The 22,001-nt window shown below is 64.4% G+C and carries 22 protein-coding genes and 1 pseudogene; 17 read left to right on the top strand and 6 right to left on the bottom strand.

The features are described 5' to 3' along the window. Positions 1–431: 431 nt before the first annotated feature. From ACFQ24_RS16095 to ACFQ24_RS16065, 7 genes are all read left to right on the top strand, one after another. Positions 432–1,085, top strand: coding sequence for an isochorismatase family cysteine hydrolase (locus ACFQ24_RS16095; RefSeq protein WP_380913032.1), 654 nt, complete (start codon positions 432–434; stop codon positions 1,083–1,085). Continuing rightward, on the top strand, positions 1,082–1,948 hold the full coding sequence (locus ACFQ24_RS16090) for an alpha/beta fold hydrolase (RefSeq protein WP_380913030.1): 867 nt from the start codon (positions 1,082–1,084) through the stop codon (positions 1,946–1,948). The genes ACFQ24_RS16095 and ACFQ24_RS16090 overlap by 4 nt, the downstream gene beginning before the upstream one ends. 26 nt (positions 1,949–1,974) lie before the next feature. Then, the gene (locus ACFQ24_RS16085; RefSeq protein WP_380913028.1) at positions 1,975–2,433 is read left to right on the top strand and encodes a DUF4126 domain-containing protein; all 459 of its coding nucleotides are present in this window, start codon (positions 1,975–1,977) and stop codon (positions 2,431–2,433) included. Continuing rightward, positions 2,430–3,803, top strand: coding sequence for an FAD-containing oxidoreductase (locus tag ACFQ24_RS16080; RefSeq protein ID WP_380913026.1), 1,374 nt, complete (start codon positions 2,430–2,432; stop codon positions 3,801–3,803). Before ACFQ24_RS16085 ends, ACFQ24_RS16080 begins: the two co-directional genes overlap by 4 nt. 173 nt (positions 3,804–3,976) lie before the next feature. Next, a complete protein-coding gene (locus ACFQ24_RS16075) occupies positions 3,977–5,434 on the top strand; it encodes a catalase (protein WP_380913024.1) in 1,458 nt (485 codons plus the stop codon). Positions 5,435–5,458: 24 nt separating this feature from the next. After that, positions 5,459–6,289 (top strand): alpha/beta fold hydrolase, encoded by an 831-nt coding sequence (locus ACFQ24_RS16070; protein WP_380913022.1) that lies wholly within the window; start codon positions 5,459–5,461, stop codon positions 6,287–6,289. A gap of 83 nt (positions 6,290–6,372) precedes the next feature. After that, complete coding sequence (locus ACFQ24_RS16065; RefSeq protein WP_380913020.1) at positions 6,373–7,005, top strand: response regulator transcription factor; 633 nt, start codon at positions 6,373–6,375, stop codon at positions 7,003–7,005. A 261-nt stretch (positions 7,006–7,266) separates the two neighbouring features. Here ACFQ24_RS16065 and ACFQ24_RS16060 read toward each other — a convergent pair whose 3' ends face one another. The 4 genes from ACFQ24_RS16060 to ACFQ24_RS16045 form a co-directional block, all read right to left on the bottom strand. Beyond that, entirely contained in the window at positions 7,267–8,844 is a 1,578-nt protein-coding gene (locus ACFQ24_RS16060; protein ID WP_380913018.1) for a PAS domain-containing sensor histidine kinase, read from the bottom strand. A gap of 27 nt (positions 8,845–8,871) precedes the next feature. Then, positions 8,872–10,128, bottom strand: coding sequence for an MFS transporter (locus ACFQ24_RS16055; protein ID WP_380913016.1), 1,257 nt, complete (start codon positions 10,126–10,128; stop codon positions 8,872–8,874). Further along, the gene (locus ACFQ24_RS16050) at positions 10,125–10,502 is read right to left on the bottom strand and encodes a response regulator transcription factor (protein WP_380913014.1); all 378 of its coding nucleotides are present in this window, start codon (positions 10,500–10,502) and stop codon (positions 10,125–10,127) included. The genes ACFQ24_RS16055 and ACFQ24_RS16050 overlap by 4 nt, the downstream gene beginning before the upstream one ends. 769 nt (positions 10,503–11,271) lie before the next feature. Next, positions 11,272–12,576, bottom strand: coding sequence for a radical SAM protein (locus ACFQ24_RS16045; protein WP_380913277.1), 1,305 nt, complete (start codon positions 12,574–12,576; stop codon positions 11,272–11,274). 130 nt (positions 12,577–12,706) lie between these two features. Here ACFQ24_RS16045 and ACFQ24_RS16040 point away from each other — a divergent pair, with 130 nt between their 5' ends. Further along, the gene (locus ACFQ24_RS16040; protein WP_380913012.1) at positions 12,707–13,369 is read left to right on the top strand and encodes an OmpW/AlkL family protein; all 663 of its coding nucleotides are present in this window, start codon (positions 12,707–12,709) and stop codon (positions 13,367–13,369) included. Between the two features lie 165 nt (positions 13,370–13,534). After that, positions 13,535–13,737 (top strand): annotated as a pseudogene (locus ACFQ24_RS16035) (NAD(P)-dependent oxidoreductase); the annotation flags it as partial. 84 nt (positions 13,738–13,821) lie between these two features. Here the strand turns inward: ACFQ24_RS16035 and ACFQ24_RS16030 are convergent. Then, on the bottom strand, positions 13,822–14,319 hold the full coding sequence (locus tag ACFQ24_RS16030) for a GNAT family N-acetyltransferase (protein WP_380913010.1): 498 nt from the start codon (positions 14,317–14,319) through the stop codon (positions 13,822–13,824). A 16-nt stretch (positions 14,320–14,335) separates the two neighbouring features. Next, complete coding sequence (locus tag ACFQ24_RS16025; RefSeq protein WP_380913008.1) at positions 14,336–14,698, bottom strand: hypothetical protein; 363 nt, start codon at positions 14,696–14,698, stop codon at positions 14,336–14,338. 116 nt (positions 14,699–14,814) lie between these two features. Between ACFQ24_RS16025 and ACFQ24_RS16020 the strand changes: the two genes are divergently transcribed. The 8 genes from ACFQ24_RS16020 to ccoP all read left to right on the top strand — a co-directional run bounded on the left by ACFQ24_RS16020 (position 14,815) and on the right by ccoP (position 21,954). After that, the gene (locus ACFQ24_RS16020; RefSeq protein WP_380913006.1) at positions 14,815–15,630 is read left to right on the top strand and encodes a universal stress protein; all 816 of its coding nucleotides are present in this window, start codon (positions 14,815–14,817) and stop codon (positions 15,628–15,630) included. 20 nt (positions 15,631–15,650) lie between these two features. Then, positions 15,651–16,796: a sensor histidine kinase gene (locus ACFQ24_RS16015; RefSeq protein WP_380913004.1), complete on the top strand. Its 1,146-nt coding sequence runs from the start codon at positions 15,651–15,653 to the stop codon at positions 16,794–16,796. 15 nt (positions 16,797–16,811) lie between these two features. Beyond that, positions 16,812–17,417, top strand: a complete 606-nt coding sequence (locus tag ACFQ24_RS16010; protein WP_380913002.1) for a response regulator transcription factor — start codon at positions 16,812–16,814, stop codon at positions 17,415–17,417. 155 nt (positions 17,418–17,572) lie between these two features. Beyond that, the gene (locus tag ACFQ24_RS16005; protein ID WP_380913000.1) at positions 17,573–18,316 is read left to right on the top strand and encodes a Crp/Fnr family transcriptional regulator; all 744 of its coding nucleotides are present in this window, start codon (positions 17,573–17,575) and stop codon (positions 18,314–18,316) included. Between the two features lie 146 nt (positions 18,317–18,462). After that, positions 18,463–20,121 carry a cytochrome-c oxidase, cbb3-type subunit I gene (ccoN, locus tag ACFQ24_RS16000; protein WP_380912998.1) on the top strand — a complete coding sequence of 553 codons (1,659 nt, stop codon included), beginning with the start codon at positions 18,463–18,465 and terminating at the stop codon, positions 20,119–20,121. A gap of 12 nt (positions 20,122–20,133) precedes the next feature. Further along, positions 20,134–20,868, top strand: a complete 735-nt coding sequence (gene ccoO / locus ACFQ24_RS15995) for a cytochrome-c oxidase, cbb3-type subunit II (RefSeq protein ID WP_380912996.1) — start codon at positions 20,134–20,136, stop codon at positions 20,866–20,868. Next, the gene (locus ACFQ24_RS15990; RefSeq protein ID WP_380912992.1) at positions 20,865–21,041 is read left to right on the top strand and encodes a cbb3-type cytochrome c oxidase subunit 3; all 177 of its coding nucleotides are present in this window, start codon (positions 20,865–20,867) and stop codon (positions 21,039–21,041) included. Before ccoO ends, ACFQ24_RS15990 begins: the two co-directional genes overlap by 4 nt. Beyond that, a complete protein-coding gene (gene ccoP / locus ACFQ24_RS15985; RefSeq protein ID WP_380912990.1) occupies positions 21,034–21,954 on the top strand; it encodes a cytochrome-c oxidase, cbb3-type subunit III in 921 nt (306 codons plus the stop codon). Before ACFQ24_RS15990 ends, ccoP begins: the two co-directional genes overlap by 8 nt. Positions 21,955–22,001: the final 47 nt, after the last annotated feature.

Genomic DNA, 22,001 nt, shown 5'->3' with positions numbered 1-22,001 from the left:
GGCTTGCGTGTACACCGCCCCGGGTGCGGACTGCACCCCGAAAGCAAGCGCATTTAGCGCTTCGAAACAGCAGGGTTAAATCGGGGCACAATCGGTGCCGGTCGAGCAGAAGAGGACTCAAAGTCGGATTCTACCAATTGTTGGAATTCTTAGTCGTGAAAGGACATTGGCACCTGTACCCTCAAATGTACCGCAATTGAATAGCAGAGGGGTACGAGGCCCATACTCGCTTGTCTGGCAATTTTTCTATCTAACGGCTTCTACCAAAAACGCACCCTTTCTCCGGGCGCAAGGCCGATCAATTGGTTCGCCAAGCCGCTTGATCATACCAAGGTTTAAGCCAGCCATCCGCTCGCACAATTGGTTGGCGGCAATGATCTGCCATTCTTCCTGCCGCAGCCCGCTCCGGGTTGCAGCGGAGGACATAGTCTATGGCGAACGATTGTATCGAGCCCACGCGTACGGCGCTGCTGCTGGTCGATCCCTATAACGACTTCCTGGCGTTAGAAGGCAAGCTCTGGCCGATCGTCGCCGACGTCGCCCGGCAGGTCGGCCTGCATGACAATCTTCGCCGGGTGGTTGGTGCCATGCGCGCCGCGGGTGTCCAGATCGTCTTCGTTCCCCATCATCGCTGGCGGCCGGGCGATCTGGACGGGTGGAAGCATCCCAATCCCTATATGCTCGCCCGCTATGAGCAGCAGATATTCGCGGCGGGAAGTTGGGGCGGGGAATGGCATCCCGACTTCGTGCCGCAACCGGACGACCTGATCGCGACCGAACATTGGGGTAGCAGCGGCTTTGCCGGCACCAATCTCGACACGCTGCTGAAGCAGAGGGGGGTTACCCATGTGATCCTTGTCGGGCTGATCGCCAACACCTGCCTGGAGAGCACCGGCAAATTTGCCGTCGAGCTTGGCTATCATGTGACGCTGGTGCGCGACGCGACCGCCGCGGCGAGCGGTGAAGCCATGGCCTGCGCCCATGAGATCAACGGGCCGACTTACGCCCATCACATCACCACCACGGCAGAGCTGATCGGCGCCTTGTCGCCCCAAAGCCCTGCCCCTGAAGGAGCACGTCCATGAGCATCGTCCTAGATCACCAGACCGCGCTCAGCGCACCCAATCAGTTTGTGAAGGTCGGCGACCGCCGCATCGCCTATCGCCGTTTCGGCAGCGGCCCCGATCTGGTGCTGTGCGTGCGGTTTCGCGGCACGATGGACGTGTGGGATCCGCTGTTCCTGGACTTGCTGGCGGAGAATTTCACCGTCACCATCTTCGACTATCGCGGCCTGGGCGGTTCGACTGGCAAGGCGAGCTATGCCAAAGCCGACATGGCACAGGATGTCGATGACCTGGTCACCGCGCTGGGCATCGAGAAGCTGATCATCGCGGGCTGGTCGCTGGGCGGCTTTGCAGCACAGGTGTTCGCCGCGACCCGCCCGGAGAAGGTCAGCCATGTCCTCGCGATCGGCACCATGCCGCCCGGGCTGATGTCAAAGTCGTTCGAGAAGCTGTTCTTCGAAACCGCCTGGATGCGAGAATATGGTACGCGCGAGGAATATATCCTGTTCTTCGAGCCCGACAGCGCGCGCAGCCGTGCGCTCGCCGACCAGTCGCTCGCCCGGATCGCCGCGCGTAGCGTGGTGCACGATGATCCGACCGATCCGCAGGTCTTTATCGATTCGGTGGAGGCGAACACGGACCCCAGCACGCCCTTCCCTGATCCGGACGGTGCTTATCAGGCATTCTATCGGTCCACCGACATTCCGGTGCTGGCGCTGTCGGGCGATCATGACATCATCTTCCCGGTCGAAAACTGGTATGCGCTGAACGATCAGTGGCCGACGCTCTTTGTGGTGACCTTCCCCGACAGCGGGCACGGGCCGCAGCATCAATATCCGGCGCTGGCGGCGGACATCATCAAGAGCTTCGTGCAGAACAGCTGAAGCTTCGAGAACAGGGAGTATGCGTCATGATCCTCATCCTTGCGCTTTCCATCGGCGTGGTCGCTGGCTTGCGCGCGATGATTGCGCCCGCCGCCATCAGCTGGGCGGTGCATAGCCGCTTGGTTGGCTTGGACGGGAGCTGGCTCGCCTTTCTCGGCTGGCGCTACACGCCCTGGGTGTTCACCGCGCTGGCGCTGGCGGAACTCGTCACCGACCAGCTGCCCGCCACGCCGAGCCGCAAGGTGCCTGTGCAGTTCGCCACGCGGCTGATCATGGGCGGCCTGTCGGGCGCTGCGATCGGCGCAGGCGGTGGCATGCTGTTCGCGGGGCTGGCGGCCGGAATCGCGGGTGCCGTGATCGGCACCTATGGCGGCGCGACTGCACGCAGCGCGCTGGCGCGCGTCTTCGGTGCGGACCGGCCGGCGGCGCTGATAGAGGACGCGGTGGCCGTTGGCGGCGCGGCGCTGATAGCGGTGCCGTTGTGACGGAGCGGTTCGATGCGATCGTGGTTGGTGCGGGGCAGGCGGGGCCGGCACTGGCCGGGCGGCTGACCGGTGCGGGTATACGCGTGGCGCTGGTTGAGCGCGACCGGATCGGCGGCACCTGCGTCAACACCGGCTGCACGCCCACCAAGGCGATGGTCGCCAGCGCCCATGCCGCCCACATCGCGCGGCGCGCGGCCGATTTCGGCGTGTCGGCCGGGTCGGTGTCGGTCGATCTGGCGGCGGTGGTGCGGCGGGCACAGGATATCGCCGCCCGATCGCGCCACAATAATGAGCACTGGCTCGAGGGCATGGCCGGCCTGACGCTGATCCGGGGCCATGCGCGTTTCGTGGCACCGAAGGAGATGGTGGTCGGCGACCGGCGGATCACTGCACCGCGCATATTCCTGAACGTAGGCGGCCGCCCCGCGCGGCCCGACCTGACCGGCATCGGCAGCGTGCCGACACTCGACAATGCCGGCATATTGGCGCTGGAGACCGTGCCGCAGCATCTTGTCGTGGTCGGCGGCAGCTATATCGGGGTGGAATTTGCGCAGATGTTCCGCCGGTTCGGCGCGGCCGTCACGATCGTGGAGACGGGCCCCCGCCTGATCGGCCGCGAGGATGAGGAGATCAGCGCGGCAATCCACGCGATGCTGGAGGCCGAAGGGGTCGCGATACGGATCGGGGCCACTTGCATCGCGCTGTCGCCGGCAGAAGGTGGTGTAGCGGTCGGCTTGGATTGCCAGGGCGGGCCGCCCAAAGTGATCGGCAGCCATGTGCTGCTCGCGACCGGGCGGCGGCCCAATACAGATGATCTCGGGCTCGAGATCGCCGGGATCGAGTTGGATGCGCACGGCTATATCACTGTCAACGACCGGCTGGAGGCGAGCGCGGACGGAATATGGGCCTTGGGCGACTGCAATGGGCGCGGGGCCTTCACCCATACGGCGTGGAATGATTTCGAGATCGTCGCCGCGAACCTGCTCGATGGCGAGGATCGGCGCGTGAGCCAGCGGGTGCCCGGCTATGCGCTCTATACCGATCCGCCTTTGGGCCGCGTGGGCATGACCGTAGCGCAGGCGAAGGCGAGCGGGCGGCCGCTGCTGGTGTCGACCCGGCCGATGAGCAGGGTAGGCCGCGCGATCGAGAAGGGGGAAACGATCGGCCTGATGCAGCTGGTCGCCGACGCGGAGACGCGGATGATATTGGGCGCGGCGATCCTGGGCACGGGCGGCGACGAAGCGATCCACGGCATCCTCGACATGATGAGCGCGGAGCGGACGATAGACGAGTTGCGCTGGGCAGTGCCGATCCATCCCACGGTCGCGGAGCTGATCCCGACGCTCATAGTGGATGCGCAGCCGGTGTAGGCTGCGCAATTGGGAAATGCAGGCGGCGCGGGCGTTCGATCGCCCGGACCGCTTTTTCCGTGGGCGTCGCGCATCCGTTCATACCTCCGTATGAGGGCGGGAACCAAGCGTACAATGGATTGGGCCAGCCCGGCGCTGCACATTCCTTCCCGACACGAAGGAGGAGCCGAACCATGACCGACAAGCCTGTCCTGACCCACGCCAATGGCGCGCCCGTCGTGGACAATCTCAATATCCTGACCGCCGGCCGGCGCGGGCCTGCCCTGTTGCAGGATGTCTGGCTGATTGAGAAGCTCGCTCATTTCGACCGCGAGGTGATCCCGGAGCGGCGGATGCATGCCAAGGGGTCGGGCGCCCATGGCACCTTCACTGTCACCCACGACATCAGCCGTCTGACGCGGGCGAAGCTGTTTTCGCGGATCGGCAAACAGACGGCCGTGTTCGTCCGCTTTTCAACCGTCGCAGGCGAACGCGGCGCGGCGGATGCGGAGCGCGACATCCGGGGCTTTGCTGTCAAATTCTACACCGAGGAAGGCAATTGGGATCTGGTCGGCAACAACACTCCCGTCTTTTTCTTTCGCGATCCGTTGCGTTTTCCCGACCTAAACCACGCGGTGAAGCGCGACCCGCGCACGGGCCTGCGCAACGCACAGAATAACTGGGATTTCTGGACCCTGCTACCCGAGGGGCTGCACCAGGTGACCATCGCCATGTCGGATCGCGGCATCCCGCGCAGCTATCGGCAGATGCATGGCTTTGGCAGCCATACGTTCAGCCTGATCGATGCAGAGGGGCAGATCGTTTGGGTCAAGTTCCACCTGCGCTGCGGGCAAGGGATCGAGAACCTGACCGACGAAGAGGCGGCCACCATTATCGGCGCGGACCGCGAAAGTCATGGCCGCGACCTGTTCGAGGCGATCGAAGCGGGCGATTTCCCGACCTGGACGCTCTGCATCCAGGTGATGACGAAGGCGCAGGCGGCGGCGCATCGGCACAATCCGTTCGACCTGACGAAGACATGGCCCAAGGCGGATTATCCGCTGATCCCCATCGGCGAACTAGAGCTGAACCGCAACCCAGATAACTATTTTGCAGAGGTCGAGCAGGCCGCCTTCTCCCCGGCCAACATGGTGCCGGGGATAGGCTTTTCGCCCGACCGTATGCTCCAGGCGCGGCTCTTCTCCTATGGCGATGCGCAACGTTACCGACTGGGCGTCAATCATCAGGCCATTCCGGTCAATGCGCCAAAATGCCCGTTCCACAGCTATCATCGAGACGGCGCGATGCGCACGGACGGGAATTTGGGCGCAACGCTCAGTTTCTCTCCCAATAGCCAGGGCGTGTGGGAGGACAGCCGGCATCTGCCCGAACCGGCGATGGAGCTGGACGGCCCGGCCGACCATTGGGACCACCGCGCCGATGACGATCATTGGGAGCAGCCCGGCGCGCTGTTCCGCCTGATGAGCCCGGCCGAGCAGGAGCGGCTGTTCGCAAACACCGCTCGGCAGATCGGCGGGGCATCGGTCGCGGTGCAGCGGCGCCATGTCGACAACTGCACCCGCGCCGACCCCGCCTATGGCGCGGGCGTGGCGCGTGCCTTAGGCATTGAGCTGCCGATGGCAGCCGAGTGATCCCGCATCGAAAGGAGCATTGCCATGACCATGTTCAAGACCAGCGACGGCACAGAAATATTCTACAAGGACTGGGGGCCGACGGACGCAACGCCGATCATGTTCCACCATGGCTGGCCGCTGTCCGCTGACGATTGGGACAATCAGATGATGTTTTTCCTGGAGCGCGGCTATCGCGTGATCGCGCATGATCGGCGCGGCCATGGGCGATCGAGCCAGACGTGGCGAGGCAACGAAATGGACACCTATGCCGCCGATGTCGCCGCGCTGACCGACGCGCTGGACCTGAAAAACGCGATCCATATCGGCCATTCGACCGGCGGTGGCGAGGTCGCGCATTATGTGGCGCGGGCGAACCCGGGTCGGGTTGCCAAGGCGGTGCTGATCGGCGCGGTGCCGCCCATCATGATCAAGACACCCGATAATCCAGGCGGCCTGCCGATCGAGGTTTTCGACGGCTTCCGCAAGGCTCTGATCGACAATCGCGCGCAGTTCTTCCTGGATGTTCCGGCAGGGCCCTTTTACGGCTATAATCGGCCTGGCGCGAAGGTGGACCAAGGGATCATTCAGAACTGGTGGCGGCAAGGGATGATGGGCGGCGCGAAGGCGCATCATGACTGCATCAAGGCGTTCAGCGAGACCGATTTCACAGACGACCTGAAGCGGATCGACGTTCCGGTGCTGGTCATGCATGGCGATGACGATCAGATCGTGCCCTATGCCGATTCGGCGCCCTTGTCGGTGAAGCTGCTTAAGAATGGAACGCTCAAGACGTACGAGGGCCTGCCGCATGGCCTTTGCACGACACATCCCGACATAGTGAACCCGGACCTGCTGGCGTTTATCGAGAGTTGATCGGCCTGCCTTCCCGGCAGTTGCGGCGGCGCGCGATGATGATAGCATCGCGCGCCGTCATTTTGCTTGGCTTGGGGGAGTGCATGACCGATCCGATCGTCCACATTGTTGATGACGATGAATCGCTGCGGCTGGCGCTGGATGGCTTGTTCCGGTCCGTCGGCCTTGCCACGCGGCTTTACGGATCGCCGGCCGAATTCGTGGCGGCCGATCGCCCCGATGCGCCGGGATGTCTAGTGCTCGATGTACGCATGCCCGGGATGAGCGGCCTCGATTTCCAGGAACAGCTTGCCGGCCTGGGCGTCCGGCTGCCGGTCGTGCTGATGACCGGCCATGGCGACATACCGATGACGGTGCGGGCCATGAAGGCGGGCGCTGTCGATTTCCTGAGCAAGCCGTTCCGCGACCAGGATATGCTCGATGCAGTCGGTGCCGCGATCGACCGTGACCGGGGCCGGCGCGCTAGCGATGGGCAGACCGACGCGATCCGCTCCCGCTTCGCGCAGCTGACCATGCGCGAAAAGCAGGTGATGACGTTAGTCACCGCCGGCAAGATGAACAAGCAGGTCGCCGGCACGCTGGAGCTGAGCGAGATCACGGTGAAAATCCATCGCGGATCGGCGATGCGCAAGATGGAGGCCCGCACGCTGGCCGACCTGGTGCGCATGGCTGAGGTGCTGGAGTTGCGGCCCGACGCCGTGCTGTCGCCACCCTAGCAGAAGCGCGACAGGCTTCGTCTCACCCGAACCAGTCCCAAACGTAGCGCGACTGCCGTCAAAGTCGCTTCCGCCGGCGACTGGCGTAGCGTCAGGGCGAGGACGAGCACAACTACCGTCCACCGGTCCTGAGGCAGAATGGGCTGCAACCACTGGATCATGCGTCATTCCCTTCGATCGGTATGACGCATGATCGCCTGTCGGCCAGGCGCGGCCCATTCTACGGACGGATCGCGACCTCATATGGACGTATGAGTCGTATCATGCCGCAGGCAGCAGCAAGCGGAAGACGGCGCCGCCGCCGTCGCGATTGGCGGCGCTGATCCGCCCGCCGAGCGCCTCCACGATCGACCGGCAGATGGGCAGGCCAAGGCCTACGCCGGTCTCCTTCGTCGTGAAAAAGCTTTCGAACAATCGATCCATATGATCGGGCGCGATACCAGGGCCGTTGTCCGCAATATCGATCAGGATCGCCCCGTCGGTGGCCAGCGTCGCGATCGACAGCGCGCGCCGCGGGACATCCGCCCCGCTCATCGCCTGCATCGCGTTGACGGCAAGGTTGACGATCACCTGTTGCAACTGGGTCCGGTCGGCGACGACGGGGGGCAGGCCTGGTGCCAAGTCGAGCGTCAGCGTCAGCTGCTGCGCCTGTTGCTCGTGCGTTAGGAACAGCATGGCTTCCCGGATCAGGTCGTTGATGTCGATGGGCACCGGGTCAGGCGCGCGTTTGGCCGACATCGCCTTGATCCGAGCGATGATGTCTGACGCGCGGCGGGCATCAGCGACGATGCGGCCGGTCAGCGCGCGGACTTCCTCCACCTCCGGCACCGGCCGGCCCAGCCAACGCAGCCCCGCCTCGCCATTGGTCGCGATCGCCGTGAGCGGCTGGTTCACCTCGTGTGCGATCGAGGCCGCCAGTTCGCCCAGTACGGCGATCCGGGCGGCATGGGCGAGATCGCTTTCCATTTGTCGCATCACACGCCGCTGCGCCATCTGATCGGTCAGGTCCGTGACGCCGACCAGCACCGATCCCTTGCCCTTGTTGTCGGTGGGCCAGGAGACGGTGAACAGCGTATCGATGGTACGGCCGTCGAGCGTAAGCAACTGCGTCTCCGCGATCAGATGCGGCTTCATCTCGATCGCGGCCAGCAGGCTCGCGGCATAGACATGCTCGCTCTGCGGCGGCCAGAAGCGGCGCACGTCCCGCCCGATCAACTCGTCGCGGGTCGCGGCGCCGAACAGATCCAGCGTCTTGTCGTTGACGTCGACGATGAAGGTGCTGCGCATCGCCTGGTCGATGAAAACGGGATTGCCTGCCAGGAAGGTCCGCATGTCGCGGGGGCCGGCGATCATGACGTCGCGGATCATAGCGCGAACCAGTGAGAAATCGAGCTCCCAGAAGGATACGACCATAGCGTGAAACATGTTGCGATAGCGATGGTCGAGTACCGATTGCGCCTCTGCTTCACGATTGCGTTCGGTGACGTCCCAGCTGGTTTCCAGTATCTCGCCGGACGTAGCGGTGTCGCAGATAAGGGTGCAGCGCATATCGACGATCAGTTCGCGGCCATCGGATGCCGTCCGGCTGACCTGGCCAGACCAGTGGCCGTTGGCGGCCATTTCCTCCTGGATCAGCTCCACCTCGCGCGCATAGCGGCAATGGAGCAACTGCTGGATGTTGCACCCCGCGGCCTCCGCCCAGGTCCATCCGTAGAGTCGTTCCGCCGCCGTGTTCCAGCCGATGATCCGGCCGCGCAGATCGCGCCTGACCATCGCATCATGCGTCTGGTTCCAGACATCGCCTGAGGGGATCGCCGGATGGGAAAGGTCACGCGCCACGGCGCAGAATGTATCAGGTCGTTTCGATCAGGAAAGTGGCCTGCGCAGCGGCAGGATCAGGGCCGTGCTAAGCAGGGCGATCGACGCGGGTGCCCAGATGGCGAGCATGTCCAGCATGGCGAGCGCGGCCGGTGCCTGTGTCGGCGCACCCGGCACGAAGCCGGCACGGTCCAGCAGCATGAAGGCAATGCCCGGGCCGATCGCCATGCCAAGCTTGTTCGAGGAGAGGAACAAAGCGGCGATCAGGCCAGACTGGTCAACGCCATGCGCCTGTCGCTCCACCTCCGCGACGTCTGCCAGCATCGATCGAATGAGGACGGGCCCGGCGCAGAGCGTCGCGCCGAACAGCAGCAGCAACGTGGCGGTTCGCACGCCCGGCGCGGCCGGCAGCAGGGCGATCAGCGCCAGCAGCAGGGCAAAGGCGACGAACGCCACGCCCGCCGCCGGCGCCTTGCCGATACGGCCGCCAAGCCAGGCCCAGAGCAGCGCGCCCGGCAGCGAGCCGAGATTGGTGAGCAGGAACAGCATCGCCGCCGTCTTGCCCTCCAGCGCACGCGCGCCGAAATAAAGGAAGAAGAGTGTGCCACAGGTGAAGACCGCCATGCCCGTCAGCATGTCTACGGCCAGCAGCCGCAGCATGGAGGGCTGTGCAACCAGCGCCATGACGTCGCGCAGCCGCGCCCGTTGCCCGCTGCCTTGCTTCGTCGGCAGTGGCAGGATCAGGCAGGCGACGACTACACCCGCAAGCAGTGCAATCAGGATGAACAAGGAGGTCGGCGTTGCCGCTCGAGCGGGGTCGGTGGCGACGAACAGCGGAATGATCGCCGGGATCAGTACCCCCGCCACATGGGCCGCCTGTGCCCAGCCGAACAGCCAGTTGCGGCCATCCCTGTCCTCCGCCAGCGCGCAGCCCCAGCCCAGATGCGCGATGCCATAGGCGGAATAGCCGACATAAGTGAGCAGCAGCGCCGCCAGCAGCCAGGACGCGCCGACATTGGCCGGCGGGAAGAAGAGCATCGCCGTACCCGCCATCAGCGCAGGCGTCGCCAGCAGCAACCAGGTCCGGTGCCGCTGCAGCGCGCCGGTCCGGTCGACCGCCACACCGATCAGCGGATCGACCGCCATGTCAAGGATGCGCACCAGCAGGAAGACCGCGCCGATCGATGCCAGCGGCACGCCGAGCCCGGCATAGAAGGACGGCAAATAGGTCAGCAATGGCAGGCTGAGCCCGGCCAGCCCGATCGCCGGTGCGGCGAAGCCCGCGCGCAGCAGTCCCCCCTTCATGCGCCAGCCACCCCCAAGGCGCGATCGATGCAAGCGATGAGCTGATCGGCATCGAACGGTTTGCGAAGCAGGCAGAAGGGCTGAGCATCGCGGGCGCGCGCAAGGAGATTTTCCTCGGTTCGGGAGGTGATCATGATGAGGGGGATGGCATGACCGTGATCGTCAAGCCAGTGCTTGAGCGTAATCCCGTCCATGCCTGGCATCTGGATGTCGGTGACGATGCAGTCGGGACGATCCTGCATCATCATCGGGAGGTAAAGATCGGCCGATGGGCTGAGCTGTGTCCTGTACCCTAGCGACCGGACTAGCCCGGCAAGGGCATCCCGGAGAGAATGGTCGTCATCGATAATGGCGACAAGGGGTTGGTGGAACAATGAAGCGACCTTTTGGTGATATCCCTGACGGGTCCGATGCCGCCAGCATGCGCTGATCGCACAGGGCCGCAGCGGCAGAAATTATACGGTGGTATAGGCGGCTTACACGCCAGCGACAGCGCCAACCTCCTTGAAGTTCGCGGCATCCATTTTGGCACGCGTTATTTGATCTGATAGTGCACGGACAGCGAACAAAGGACATCATTCTCGGCGGGACTCGGAGGTTTACGTACACATTCCAACCGGTCTGAAACGCTCGTAGCCGGATTTTGCCGCCAAGATGCTGGGTGCAAGTCTAGCCCGGTGCAGTTCGCGGACCCGCGACGCCCTATGGCTTTCCGACAAGGGATCTGCGCCAGACCGGCTATTATTGGCTGGCCTATGATCTGCGGAATACTGTTCCCTTGGCATGCATTGCTGCTGAACGGCAGGCGGGGACGTCGCCGACATAGGCCGATATCGAACGCATGCAGATCGTGTCGGGAGCCCTGCACGAGCCGAAAATGCATTTTGAGGCTCCGCCATCGGAAGCGGTCACATCTTTAGATACAACAAATTTCTGAAACCGCCCCGCCTCTCCCGGTCGTTTCCGCATAGTAAAATATGGCAAAGATTAGCCCGTAACGGTTCCCGCGGCAACTGGCGATGGCCGGGCGGCACCCAGCCTCGCGGCATTGCGCCGCAAAACGCGGTGGCGCGCGCAGAAGCCGGTGCCGGCGGAGTCCCCGCCGCCAGATTGAGGCAAGCGGCAGCCGCTAGCCACGCTGCGCTAGACCGCATGGCTGAAGCGCTTTTCCTCCACCGCCAGATAAGCGTCGAACCGCGCTGCAATGGCCCGCGCATATGGACGCGCGGCCGGTGTGAGTAATATGCGCTCCTCGCTGTATTGCACCAGCCCTAACGCTTCGAAATCCGACAGATCGGGCATCGGCGTTGCACCCGGATGCGCCTCGCCCCGGCAGAGCAGCGCCTCTATGATGCGCCCCCGTCGCCGGTCCTCTCCATCGCGGATCAGCCCACGGGTGGCGGTCAGCCGGCCGGCGGCGACCCGCTCGCGCCAAGCCCCGGCGCGCTTCTCATTCTGGATCAGCAGGTCGGGAAATGCGCTGATTGCGGTTGCACCCATGCCGATCAGCGCATCAGCGTCATCCTCGGTAAAGCCTTGAAAATTACGCTGCAAGCGCCCCTCGCGCGCGGCCCGTGCCAATCCGTCGCCGGCCAGCGCAAAGTGGTCAAAGCCAATTGGCTGATAGCCGGCCGCGACCAGTCGATCATGCCCTTGCGCCGCCATCGCGAAGCGGGTTTTCAGGTCGGGTAGGTCGTCGGCGTCGATCCGTCGCTGGCGCGGCATCAGGCAAGGCATATGTGCATAGCCGAACAGCGCGATCCGCGCCGGCGCCAGTGCGATGCTGGCATCCAGCGTGGCGATGAGGTCGTCAATCGTCTGTCCCGGCAGCCCGTACATCAGGTCAAATCCGGTCGCCACGCCGGCATCGGCAAAGCCCTCCACCGCGCGCTCCACCATCTCGCGCGGCTGAATGCGACCGATCCGCGCCTGCACAGCCGGGTTGAAGGTCTGCACGCCCAGATTAACGCGATGCACCCCCATGGCCGCCATCGTTGTGATCCATTGGCTGTCCAGTCGGCGCGGATCCAGCTCCACCGAAATCTGCGCATCATGCGCATCGAAACAGCGGGTTAGCTGCTGCAACAAGCGGACGAAATCGACCAGCGGAAGGGAATTGGGACTGCCACCCCCAAAGGCGATGCGCCGCACCCGGCCTCGGCCGGCCAGGCGTGTGGCGATCATGGCCATTTCACGCTCCAGCGCCTCGATATAAGCGCTCAGGCGTTGGACGCGATTGGCCGCGCCGGTGTTGCAGCCACAATACCAGCAGATATCATGACAATAGGGAATATGAACATAGAGGGAGAGCGATGTGTCTGCCTCAATCGCTTCCAGCCGCGCCATCAATTCCGCCTCTCCCACGGCATCGCTGAATTGCGCCGCAGTGGGATAGCTGGTGTAGCGCGGCACCGGCCGCGCGAGCAGATCGGGATGGTAGGTCCACATATGGACGAGATCGCACAGACGGAGGCTCCGCACATTGCGCTATGTCAAATATCGCGTTGCGCCGGATCAATGTCCAATCGGCCGATGGGGCGCAAAGGGCAGTCATCAACCAGAAGGGAAGGAGACCCCTATGAACCGGACAGTCCTATTGCTGAGCGCCGCAACCATTGCCGGAGCTCTCGCCACGCCGGCGCAGGCGAAGCAGGGTGATGTGCTGATCCGACTGCGCGGCATCATGGTCGCGCCCAACGAAAAAAGTGGTAGCGTGCTGCCTGGGTTCGCGGGCGAAAAGGTGAGTGTCGATAATGCGGTCGCGCCGGAGGTCGACTTCACCTGGATGGCGACTGACCACATCGGCTTCGAACTGATCGCAGCGACCACCAAGCATAGCGCCAGTGGTCGTACCGGCACGATCGGCAGCATCGGCAAGCTCGCTTCCACCTGGGTGCTGCCACCGACGCTCACGGCGCAATATCATTTCGTGCCCCAGGGCAAGGTGCGGCCATATGTAGGTGCCGGCATCAACTACACGCTGTTCTACAATGAGGACGCTTCCACGGCTCTGGAGGGCGCTGTCGGCAAGACCAAGGTGCACATGTCCGACAGCTTCGGCTGGGCGGCGCAGGCCGGCGTGGACATCGACCTGACCGATAAGGTCTTCCTGAACTTCGACATCAAATATATCGACATCGACACCAACGCGCGGCTCAGCACGAGCGCTGCGGGCGTGCAGAAGGTCCATGTGGAGCTAGACCCGCTGGTTGTCGGCGTCGGCATGGGTATGCGCTTCTGATCTCAGGGAGGGGCGCCGCCTCTGAACAATGCCCCCTTTCCGTTCGCCGGCATCGGGGCATTGACCACCGCACGACCACGCCACCATGCTGGGATGCGCGTCGCGATCTTCGGCACCAAGGGTCGACGGCCATGACCCGCAGTTCCTGAGCCGGGCCAATGCCAAGCCGTCGCCGAGTTCACTATGGCCCTGCCGCTGGCGCTCGACCGCAAGGTGCATCGCGCCTGGGCGCGCGTGCGGGAGAATGATTTCGCGCTGGATGGCCTAACCTGCACGACCGTACCGCCCGCGTCATCGGCACCGGCCGGATCGGCGCGCTGGCGGCCCGCACTCTGCGGCTGGGCCTCGGCTGCGAGATGCTGGCGAACATCACCGATTTAGAGGCGGGGAGCCGCTTGCGAACAGGATCGATCCGCCGCTGGTACGGTAGCGCCCTTCGGTGCCGACGCTGTTCAGAAACAGCGCTCCAGGATCACCAAGGTCGCGTCGCCCTCGACAGCGCGCGCGGAGAAGCCCTTCTCCCGCTCCAGCGAGATCGCGGCATGATTCTCGCGACTTTCGATCGATCGGAGCCGGCGGACGCCCCAGTGCCGTGCTTCGGCGGCGGCGTGATCGAGCAGGGTCCAGCCGATGCCACGCCCCTTATAGTCTGCGTCGATGGAGATCGCGACTTCGGCACTCTCACCAGTCCGGTCGGCTGCCAGTGTGGCGGCTGCTATGATCTCGTCCATGCCAGGCAGAAAGGCCAGAAAGGTTTCGCGTCGGTGATAGTCAAACTCGGTGATATCCTTCGCCTGCGCCGCCGTCAGATGCCGGATCGAGGACAGGAAGCGGAACCGCCGGTCCTCGTCCGACACCCGGTCGAAGAAATCGATCACCGCGTCGGCATCGGCGGGTATGGCGGGGCGGAGCGCGAGACTGAAGCCGGCGCGGGTTTCGAGATGGATCATAACCAAGTCCTTTCGTTCAGGCTGGCGCGAGGCCCTTGACCAGGAAGGGAAGCTGGTCTCCGTCCGGCTCGGTCAGCGTCAGGTAACTGCCCGACCGGATGACGCGCGCATCCAGCCGGAATATCCGTTCATCATCCTCTTCCCCCGGGGCGTAGGACAGCACCCATCCCTCGGACGTCCGGACAAGATAGCCCCGCCGATCGGGTTCGTTAGGCCAGAAACGGCGGGCGGTCGCCAGCTCCGGATGGGACCGATATTCCTGCTCGTTGATCAGCCCGTCGGGTTGCAGCGGCAGGCGCAGCACATAGCTGCGGGCGGCCGAACCGTTGGGGAAATCCTCCGTGCGCGCCAGTTCCAGGCGTATCGTCGTCCATGTCATGGCCCCCTTTTCCCGTTTCGCAGCGCCCGAAGAAATAAGGACTATCCCTGATGTGCGATCCCGGACTCAGGGGCTAGTGAAAGCCATCGAAACATCCGCGCGGAAAGGTCGGGGCCATGAAATCCATACTGCTTCATATCCATGACGATCTGGGTCAGGAAAGCCGGTTGCAGGCAGCCTTCGACATCGCGCGCGCGACCGGCGCGCATATCCGCTGCGCCCAGGTGACGATGCTCCCGGATCTTGTGGAGGCCGATCTCTATGGCGGCGCGGGCTTCGCGCCGACGATCATGTCCGAACTGAAAGAGATCGATTGCAAGGCGCAGGGAGAGGTCGAGGCACGGATGGCGCGGGAAGGCGTGCAATGGGACTGGATCCAGCGCGAGGGAGATGCCGTGAGCGGCATCCTCTCCGCCGCGCGGCTGTCGGACCTGATCGTCGCGACCCTACCGCAGGGGCCGCGTCGCAGCATGTGCGACCCGCTTGCCATCGTGCCGGACCTGACGCTTGGCGGCCGCGTGCCGGTGCTGGGCGTGCCGCAGGCGGCGGCGCGCTTCGCCGTGGCCGGGCGGGCGCTGGTTGCCTGGGACGGTTCGCAGGAAGCGGAGGCAGCGCTCCGTTCCGCCATCCCCCTGCTCAAGATGGCCGACGCGGTGCAGGTCGTGACCGTCGAAGAGGTTGGAAAGGATGCCTTCCCGGCCACCGACGCGCTGAAATATCTGTCGCGCCACGGCATCGAGGCCGAGCTGAGCTGCCGACCGCGGCAGGGGCACAGCGTCGAGGAGGTGCTGATGCGCATCGTCGGCGACCTCGCGATCGACTGGGTCGTCATGGGCGCCTATGGCCACAGCCGGCTGCGCGAGACCGTGTTCGGCGGCGTCACCCGTCGCCTGCTGCGCGACACGCCCGTCCCGCTCTTGCTGGCGCACTGAAAGGACGGCATGGTCGCGGCATGGCGGTTGCGGATGACGAAACGGACGGGCTGAGCGAGCGCGCCCACAGCCTGGAGCAGGCGTTGCTTGGATCGATCCTGGCAACTGTGCCGGACGCGCTGATCGTCATCGACATGACCGGGCGCATCGTATCGTTTGGCGCGGCGGCGCAGCGCATGTTCCAATATGCCGAAAGCGATGTGCTGGGCGAGAATATCTCGATGCTGATGCCATCCCCTGACCGCGAGCGGCACGACGGCTATATCGGCCATTATCTCGCCACGGGGGAAAGGCGGATCATCGGCGTTGGACGGTTGACCAGCGCGCGGCGACGGGACGGGTCCACCTTTCCCATCGAACTGTCGGTGGGCGAGGTGCAGGACGGGACGCGGCGGCTGTTCACCGGCTTCATCCGCGATCTCACCGAACGGCAGCAAGCGGAACGGCGCGTCGCCGATCTTCAGGCGGAATTGGCCCACGCCAGCCGTGTCACCGCGATGGGAACGCTGGCGTCCGCTCTCGCGCATGAACTGAACCAGCCGCTGACTGCGATCGCCAACTATATGGAGGCAGGGCGCGACCTGCTGGCAACGGACGGGCCGGTTGACCGCGACATGCTGCGCGAGGCGATGGCCGAAAGTGCCGGCCAAGCCCTGCGGGCGGGGGAAATCATCCGGTCGCTTCGCGAATTCATCCGTCAGGGCGACACGCTGCGCCAGCCCGAGCCGCTGCGCGGTGCGCTGGCGGAGGGAGTCGCGCTGGCCTTTATCGGCATGGACAGCCGGGGCATCGACATGGACATCAGCGTCGATCAGCAGGTGGACAAGGTGTTGGTCAACCGAGTCCAACTCCAGCAGGTGATCATCAACCTGGTCAAGAATGCGGTGGAGGCGATGCAGAACCGCCCGGCGCACATCCTGCGCTTGACCGCCACCCCGGCAGAGGACGGCCGTGTGGAGGTGGTGGTCGCCGACAGCGGGCCGGGACTGGACCCCGAAATGTCGCGCACGCTCTTCACCCCTTTCACCACCACCAAGGCACAGGGCATGGGCCTCGGCCTCTCGATCAGTCAGACCATCGTGGAAGGACATGGCGGCCGCATCTGGGCCACACCCTCGCAATGGGGCGGCACCGCCTTCCACTTTACCCTGGAAGCCGTTGATTAGGGACGAAACGGCCACATGAGCGAACTATACACCATCTACGTCGTGGACGATGACGAGGCGATCCGACGCTCACTGTCCTTTATGCTCAGGACCAGCGGTTATACCGTGCGCCTGTTCGCGGGCGGGCCGGAGTTCCTGAAGGAGGCGGGCGCGCTGCCTCGCGGCTGCGTGCTGCTCGACGTCCGCATGCCCGACATCGATGGGCTGGAGGTGCAGCGGGAACTGCGCGCGCGCGGCATCACCCTGCCGGTCGTCATCATGACCGGCCATGGCGATGTCGACATGGCAGTCGCGGCGATGAAGGCAGGCGCCAGCGACTTCATCGAAAAGCCCTTCGAAAAGGCAGCGCTGCTCACCTGTATCGAGGCCGCCAAGACCCTGTCCTTGGCCGAGCGAGGCGCCATGGCGCGCGCCGAGGAGGCACGGGCGCGACTCAACGTGCTGACGGACCGGGAACGTGACGTGCTGGACGGGCTCGTGCAGGGCCTGCCCAACAAGAGCATCGCCTACGACCTGGGGATCAGCGCAAGGACGGTGGAAATCCACCGCGCCAACCTGATGCACAAGCTGGAGGTGAAGAGTCTGGCGGAGGCGCTGCGTATCGCCTTTCATGCCGGGTAGAGGAGGCGGAGAAATCATCAGCACCTATCTGGAACATCCCGCCAAGAGCGAGAGTGAAGCCTGATACGCTATTTTCGGTTTCATGCCTTCGACGCCGCGCACCGATAGGGACATTTACGGATAGGTCGCGGCCTGCGCTCTCGTCATCCAACGGCATGGATATGCGATTTGACATGGCGCAAAATGCCGCCTTCCCGACCCCGGCACGAATCTGCGGCAGCCAGTGCTGCAACGCTTGCGTCGTGCGCGACCGTGCCATCTGCGCGGACCTAACCGAAGGCGATCGCGGCGCGCTGAGCCGTCTTGGACGGCGGGTCACTTTGCAGGCCGGTCAAACCGTGATGTGGGAAGGGGACGACAGCATGGTCGTCGCCAATGTCATCGAGGGCACGTTGAAGCTCGCCACGTCCACAGGTGACGGGCGCGAGCAGATTGTCGGCGTCGTCTATGCCTCCGACTTCATCGGCCGCCCTTTTGGCGCACGAACGCCGCATAGCGTGACGGCGTTGACCGACGCGCGGCTGTGTCTTTTCCCGCGTGGCTGTTTCGACGGTTTCGCCATGCGGCATGGAGAATTGCAGCATCGCCTGTTGCAACGCACGCTGGATGATCTCGACCGCACCCGCGCCTGGATGCTCCTCCTCGGCCGCAAGTCTGCGCGTGAGAAGGTCGCCACTTTCCTCCTCGACATGAGCCGGCGGCTGAAGGCGGACGGGGATGGGGTGATCGCGCTCCCGCTGTCGCGCCAACAGATCGCCGACGTTCTGGGCATTACCATTGAGACGGTGTCGCGGCAGATGACCGAAATGAAACGTGACGGCATTATCGACCTGGTTGGGCGACGCGGCGTACGGCTGATTAACATCGCTGCACTGGAAACGCTGTCCGAGACGGTTTGAAGTTCGCCCACCCGGGTCATTCGCCGTCAACCCCACGACTACGCAATTTCCCGTAAAGACCCGCTCCACCGCTTTTGACAGAGGTGAGGCCATAAAGGCGGGAGCTCTCCAACAGAGCGCCGCAAAGCCTTCGCGGGGACAGATCCATGGACAGATTGGTAATGCGGACGGGCGGCTGGTTCGCGCTGGCGCTGGCCGCCTTCGGGGCGATGCTGGCGGCGGGCGATAATGGTTTTTCCGTTCATATGGGCATCGTGAGCGCGACGGCGCTGGGGCTGGCCATCTATGGGTTGCGCGCCGCGGATTATGCGGGCTTTGCGCGGGGGCTCGTGAGGATGCCGGCAGATCAGGGCCGCTATTATGACGATGTGATCCGCTGGGGCGTGATCGCCACCGTCTTCTGGGGCCTCGCGGGATTCCTTGCGGGCCTCTATATCGCGTTGCAACTCGCCTTCCCCGCGCTGAACCTGGGCCTGGAATATACCAGCTTCGGGCGGTTGCGGCCGCTGCACACCTCCGCGGTCATCTTCGCCTTCGGCGGCAACGCGCTGATCGCCACCAGCTTCTACGTGGTCCAGCGCACCTGCCGTGCCCGGCTCTTCTCCCCCGCGCTCGCGAACTTCGTCTTCTGGGGCTACCAGCTCTTCATCGTGCTGGCCGCCACCGGCTACCTGATGGGGATCACCGAGGGCCGCGAATATGCCGAGCCCGAATGGTATGTCGATCTGTGGCTGACCATAGTCTGGGTCGCCTATCTCGTGGTCTTCGGCGGCACGATCCTGAAGCGCAGCGAGCCGCATATTTATGTGGCGAACTGGTTCTACCTCAGCTTCATCCTGACGATCGCGATGCTGCACATCGTCAACAACCTGACGGTGCCGGTCAGCTTCCTGGGCTCCAAGAGCTACAGCGCCTTTGCAGGCGTGCAGGATGCGCTGACCCAATGGTGGTACGGCCATAATGCGGTCGGCTTCTTCCTGACCGCCGGTTTCCTTGCCATGATGTATTATTTCGTGCCGAAACAAGCCGAGCGGCCGGTCTACAGCTATCGCCTGTCGATCATCCACTTCTGGTCGCTGATCTTCCTCTACATCTGGGCGGGCCCGCACCACCTGCACTACACCGCTCTGCCCGACTGGGCGCAGACGCTGGGCATGGTCTTTTCGATCATGCTGTGGATGCCGAGCTGGGGCGGGATGATCAACGGCCTGATGACGCTGAACGGCGCCTGGGACAAGATCCGCACCGACCCCATCATCCGCATGATGGTGATGGCGCTCGCCTTCTACGGCATGTCGACCTTCGAAGGCCCGATGATGTCGGTGAAGGCGGTGAACAGCCTGTCGCATTATACCGACTGGACCATCGGTCATGTCCATTCGGGAGCGCTCGGCTGGAACGGCATGATTACCTTCGCCTGCCTCTATTATCTCGCGCCGCGCCTATGGCAGCGGGAACGCCTCTATTCGCTGCGCCTCGTTAACTGGCATTTCTGGCTCGCGACCGTGGGGATCGTCCTCTACGCGGCATCGATGTGGGTCGCGGGCATCATGCAGGGGCTGATGTGGCGCGAATATGGGTCGGACGGCTATCTGGTCTACGCCTTCTCGGAGGTCGTGAGCGCCATGCTGCCCATGTACCTGATCCGCGCGGCCGGCGGCCTGCTCTACCTGTCCGGCGCGATCATCATGGCTTGGAACATCGGCCGGACCATCGCCGGCAGCCCGCTGCGCGCGGAGAAGCCGATGCATGACGCAGCCTATGACCCCGCGGTCGACAAGCCGCTGATCGCCCAGCCCGTTTAAGGAGACGCCCTGATGGCATCCCGCTTTTTCGACCATGGCAAGCTCGAGCGGAACGTCTCGCTGCTTGGTATCGCCGCGCTAATCGTTGTCGCCATCGGCGGCATCGTGGAGATCGCCCCCCTCTTCTGGATCGACAACACGATCGAGAAGGTGGAAGGAGTGCGCCCCTACACGCCGCTCGAGCTGGCCGGGCGCAACATCTACATCCGCGAGGGTTGTTATAATTGCCATAGCCAGATGATTCGCCCCTTCCGGGACGAGACCGAGCGCTACGGCCATTACAGCCTTGCCGCAGAGAGCATGTACGACCATCCATTCCAGTGGGGGTCCAAGCGTACCGGACCGGACCTTGCCCGCGTAGGCGGGCGCTATTCCGACGAATGGCATGTCCAGCACCTGAAGGATCCGCGCGCCGTGGTGCCGGAATCGATCATGCCGACCTACCCGTTCCTCGCCGAGCGCGACCTGAAGGCGGGTGACATGGCCGCGCATCTGACGGCGCTGTCCGACGTGGGCGTGCCCTACAGCAAGGAGGACGTCGCGAAGGCCGATGCCGACCTCGTCGCGCAGGCCGATCCGAGCGCCGACGCCACGGACCTGGTCAAGCGCTACCCCAAGGCGCAGATCCGCGACTTCGACGGCGATCCGGGCAAGCTGACCGAGATGGATGCGCTGCTCGCCTATCTCCAGATGCTGGGCACGCTGGTCGACGTTAACGCCGCCGAGCCGCAGGAGGTGGAGCGATGAGCCGCTACGACACGCTGCGACATTTCGCCGACAGTTGGGGGCTGGTGTTCATGGGGATGAGCTACCTCGTCTTGGTGGGCTGGCATTTCCTTCCCCGACGCGGCGCACACAGCCACGCCGCCGCCAGGATGATCTTCAGGGACAGCGAAGAGACGGAGATCGGTCATGGCTGACGACAAGCATATCGACGCCGCCACGGGCACGGAGATCAAGGGGCATGAATGGGACGGTATCCGTGAGCTGGACACGCCGCTGCCCCGCTGGTGGCTCTGGACCTTTTACGCCACCATCCTCTTCGCGGCCGCCTATACCATCGCTTATCCCGCCTGGCCGATGATCCACAGCGCTACGCAGGGCATGCTCGGCTGGTCGAGCCGCGGTGCGCTTAACAAGGAACTGGCCGCGCGGGAGGCGCAGATGGCTCCGATCCGCAAGGCCATCGCCAAAACGCCGGTCGAGGCGCTGCCCGGCAAACCGCAGCTGATACAGGCAGCGGTCGAGGGCGGGCGGGCCGCGTTCCGGGTGCATTGCGTGCAATGCCATGGCTCGGGCGCGGCGGGGGCCAAGGGCTATCCCAACCTGAACGACGACGACTGGCTGTGGGGCGGCGATCTCGCGACGATTGAGAAGACGATCTTCGACGGCGTGCGCAACCCCGATCATGCGGCGACCCGCATGTCGCAGATGCCCGCCTTCGGCCGCGACCAGCTGCTGACCGCAGCGCAGGTGGACGATGTCGTCGCCTATGTCCGCGCCATCAGCCGGCAGGATCGGCCGAGCACGGCCTCGCAGCGCGGCGCAAAGCTCTTCGCCGACAATTGCGCCGTCTGCCACGGCCCCGTCGGCGGAGGTAATCGGGAGGTTGGCGCGCCCAATCTGACCGATGGCATCTGGCTCTATGGCGGCGATGCCGACACGATCCGCCAGACCGTGTGGAACAGCCGCCAGGGCGTGATGCCCCGCTGGGGCGACAAGCTCGACAAGGCGACGGTTCGGATGCTCGCGGCCTATGTCCACAGTCTCGGCGGGGGCGAGGCGGCGCCGGTCATGGCGGTGGCCGAAGGGGCGGGCGATGCAGGGAAGTAAACTCAAACCGTTCGCCCTGAGCTTGTCGAAGGGGCCGGCAGAGCGAA

Source organism: Sphingobium olei (genome assembly GCF_042678845.1).
Taxonomy (GTDB): domain Bacteria; phylum Pseudomonadota; class Alphaproteobacteria; order Sphingomonadales; family Sphingomonadaceae; genus Sphingobium; species Sphingobium olei.
This window is presented reverse-complemented; position numbering and strand designations above follow the sequence as displayed.

Excerpts from the sequence above, each read along its gene's own strand:
- ACFQ24_RS16010 (WP_380913002.1), top strand. The coding sequence starts at position 16,812 with ATGAGCGAACTATACACCATCTACGTCGTGGACGATGACGAGGCGATC.
- ACFQ24_RS16025 (WP_380913008.1), bottom strand. The coding sequence starts at position 14,698 with ATGACATGGACGACGATACGCCTGGAACTGGCGCGCACGGAGGATTTC.
- ACFQ24_RS16015 (WP_380913004.1), top strand. The coding sequence starts at position 15,651 with ATGGCGGTTGCGGATGACGAAACGGACGGGCTGAGCGAGCGCGCCCAC.
- ACFQ24_RS16095 (WP_380913032.1), top strand. The coding sequence starts at position 432 with ATGGCGAACGATTGTATCGAGCCCACGCGTACGGCGCTGCTGCTGGTC.
- ccoN (WP_380912998.1), top strand. The coding sequence starts at position 18,463 with ATGGACAGATTGGTAATGCGGACGGGCGGCTGGTTCGCGCTGGCGCTG.
- ACFQ24_RS16065 (WP_380913020.1), top strand. The coding sequence starts at position 6,373 with ATGACCGATCCGATCGTCCACATTGTTGATGACGATGAATCGCTGCGG.
- ACFQ24_RS16090 (WP_380913030.1), top strand. The coding sequence starts at position 1,082 with ATGAGCATCGTCCTAGATCACCAGACCGCGCTCAGCGCACCCAATCAG.
- ACFQ24_RS16070 (WP_380913022.1), top strand. The coding sequence starts at position 5,459 with ATGACCATGTTCAAGACCAGCGACGGCACAGAAATATTCTACAAGGAC.
- ACFQ24_RS16045 (WP_380913277.1), bottom strand. The coding sequence starts at position 12,576 with ATGTGGACCTACCATCCCGATCTGCTCGCGCGGCCGGTGCCGCGCTAC.
- ACFQ24_RS16020 (WP_380913006.1), top strand. The coding sequence starts at position 14,815 with ATGAAATCCATACTGCTTCATATCCATGACGATCTGGGTCAGGAAAGC.
- ACFQ24_RS16085 (WP_380913028.1), top strand. The coding sequence starts at position 1,975 with ATGATCCTCATCCTTGCGCTTTCCATCGGCGTGGTCGCTGGCTTGCGC.
- ACFQ24_RS16005 (WP_380913000.1), top strand. The coding sequence starts at position 17,573 with ATGGATATGCGATTTGACATGGCGCAAAATGCCGCCTTCCCGACCCCG.
- ACFQ24_RS16055 (WP_380913016.1), bottom strand. The coding sequence starts at position 10,128 with ATGAAGGGGGGACTGCTGCGCGCGGGCTTCGCCGCACCGGCGATCGGG.
- ccoO (WP_380912996.1), top strand. The coding sequence starts at position 20,134 with ATGGCATCCCGCTTTTTCGACCATGGCAAGCTCGAGCGGAACGTCTCG.
- ccoP (WP_380912990.1), top strand. The coding sequence starts at position 21,034 with ATGGCTGACGACAAGCATATCGACGCCGCCACGGGCACGGAGATCAAG.
- ACFQ24_RS16075 (WP_380913024.1), top strand. The coding sequence starts at position 3,977 with ATGACCGACAAGCCTGTCCTGACCCACGCCAATGGCGCGCCCGTCGTG.
- ACFQ24_RS16030 (WP_380913010.1), bottom strand. The coding sequence starts at position 14,319 with ATGATCCATCTCGAAACCCGCGCCGGCTTCAGTCTCGCGCTCCGCCCC.
- ACFQ24_RS16040 (WP_380913012.1), top strand. The coding sequence starts at position 12,707 with ATGAACCGGACAGTCCTATTGCTGAGCGCCGCAACCATTGCCGGAGCT.
- ACFQ24_RS15990 (WP_380912992.1), top strand. The coding sequence starts at position 20,865 with ATGAGCCGCTACGACACGCTGCGACATTTCGCCGACAGTTGGGGGCTG.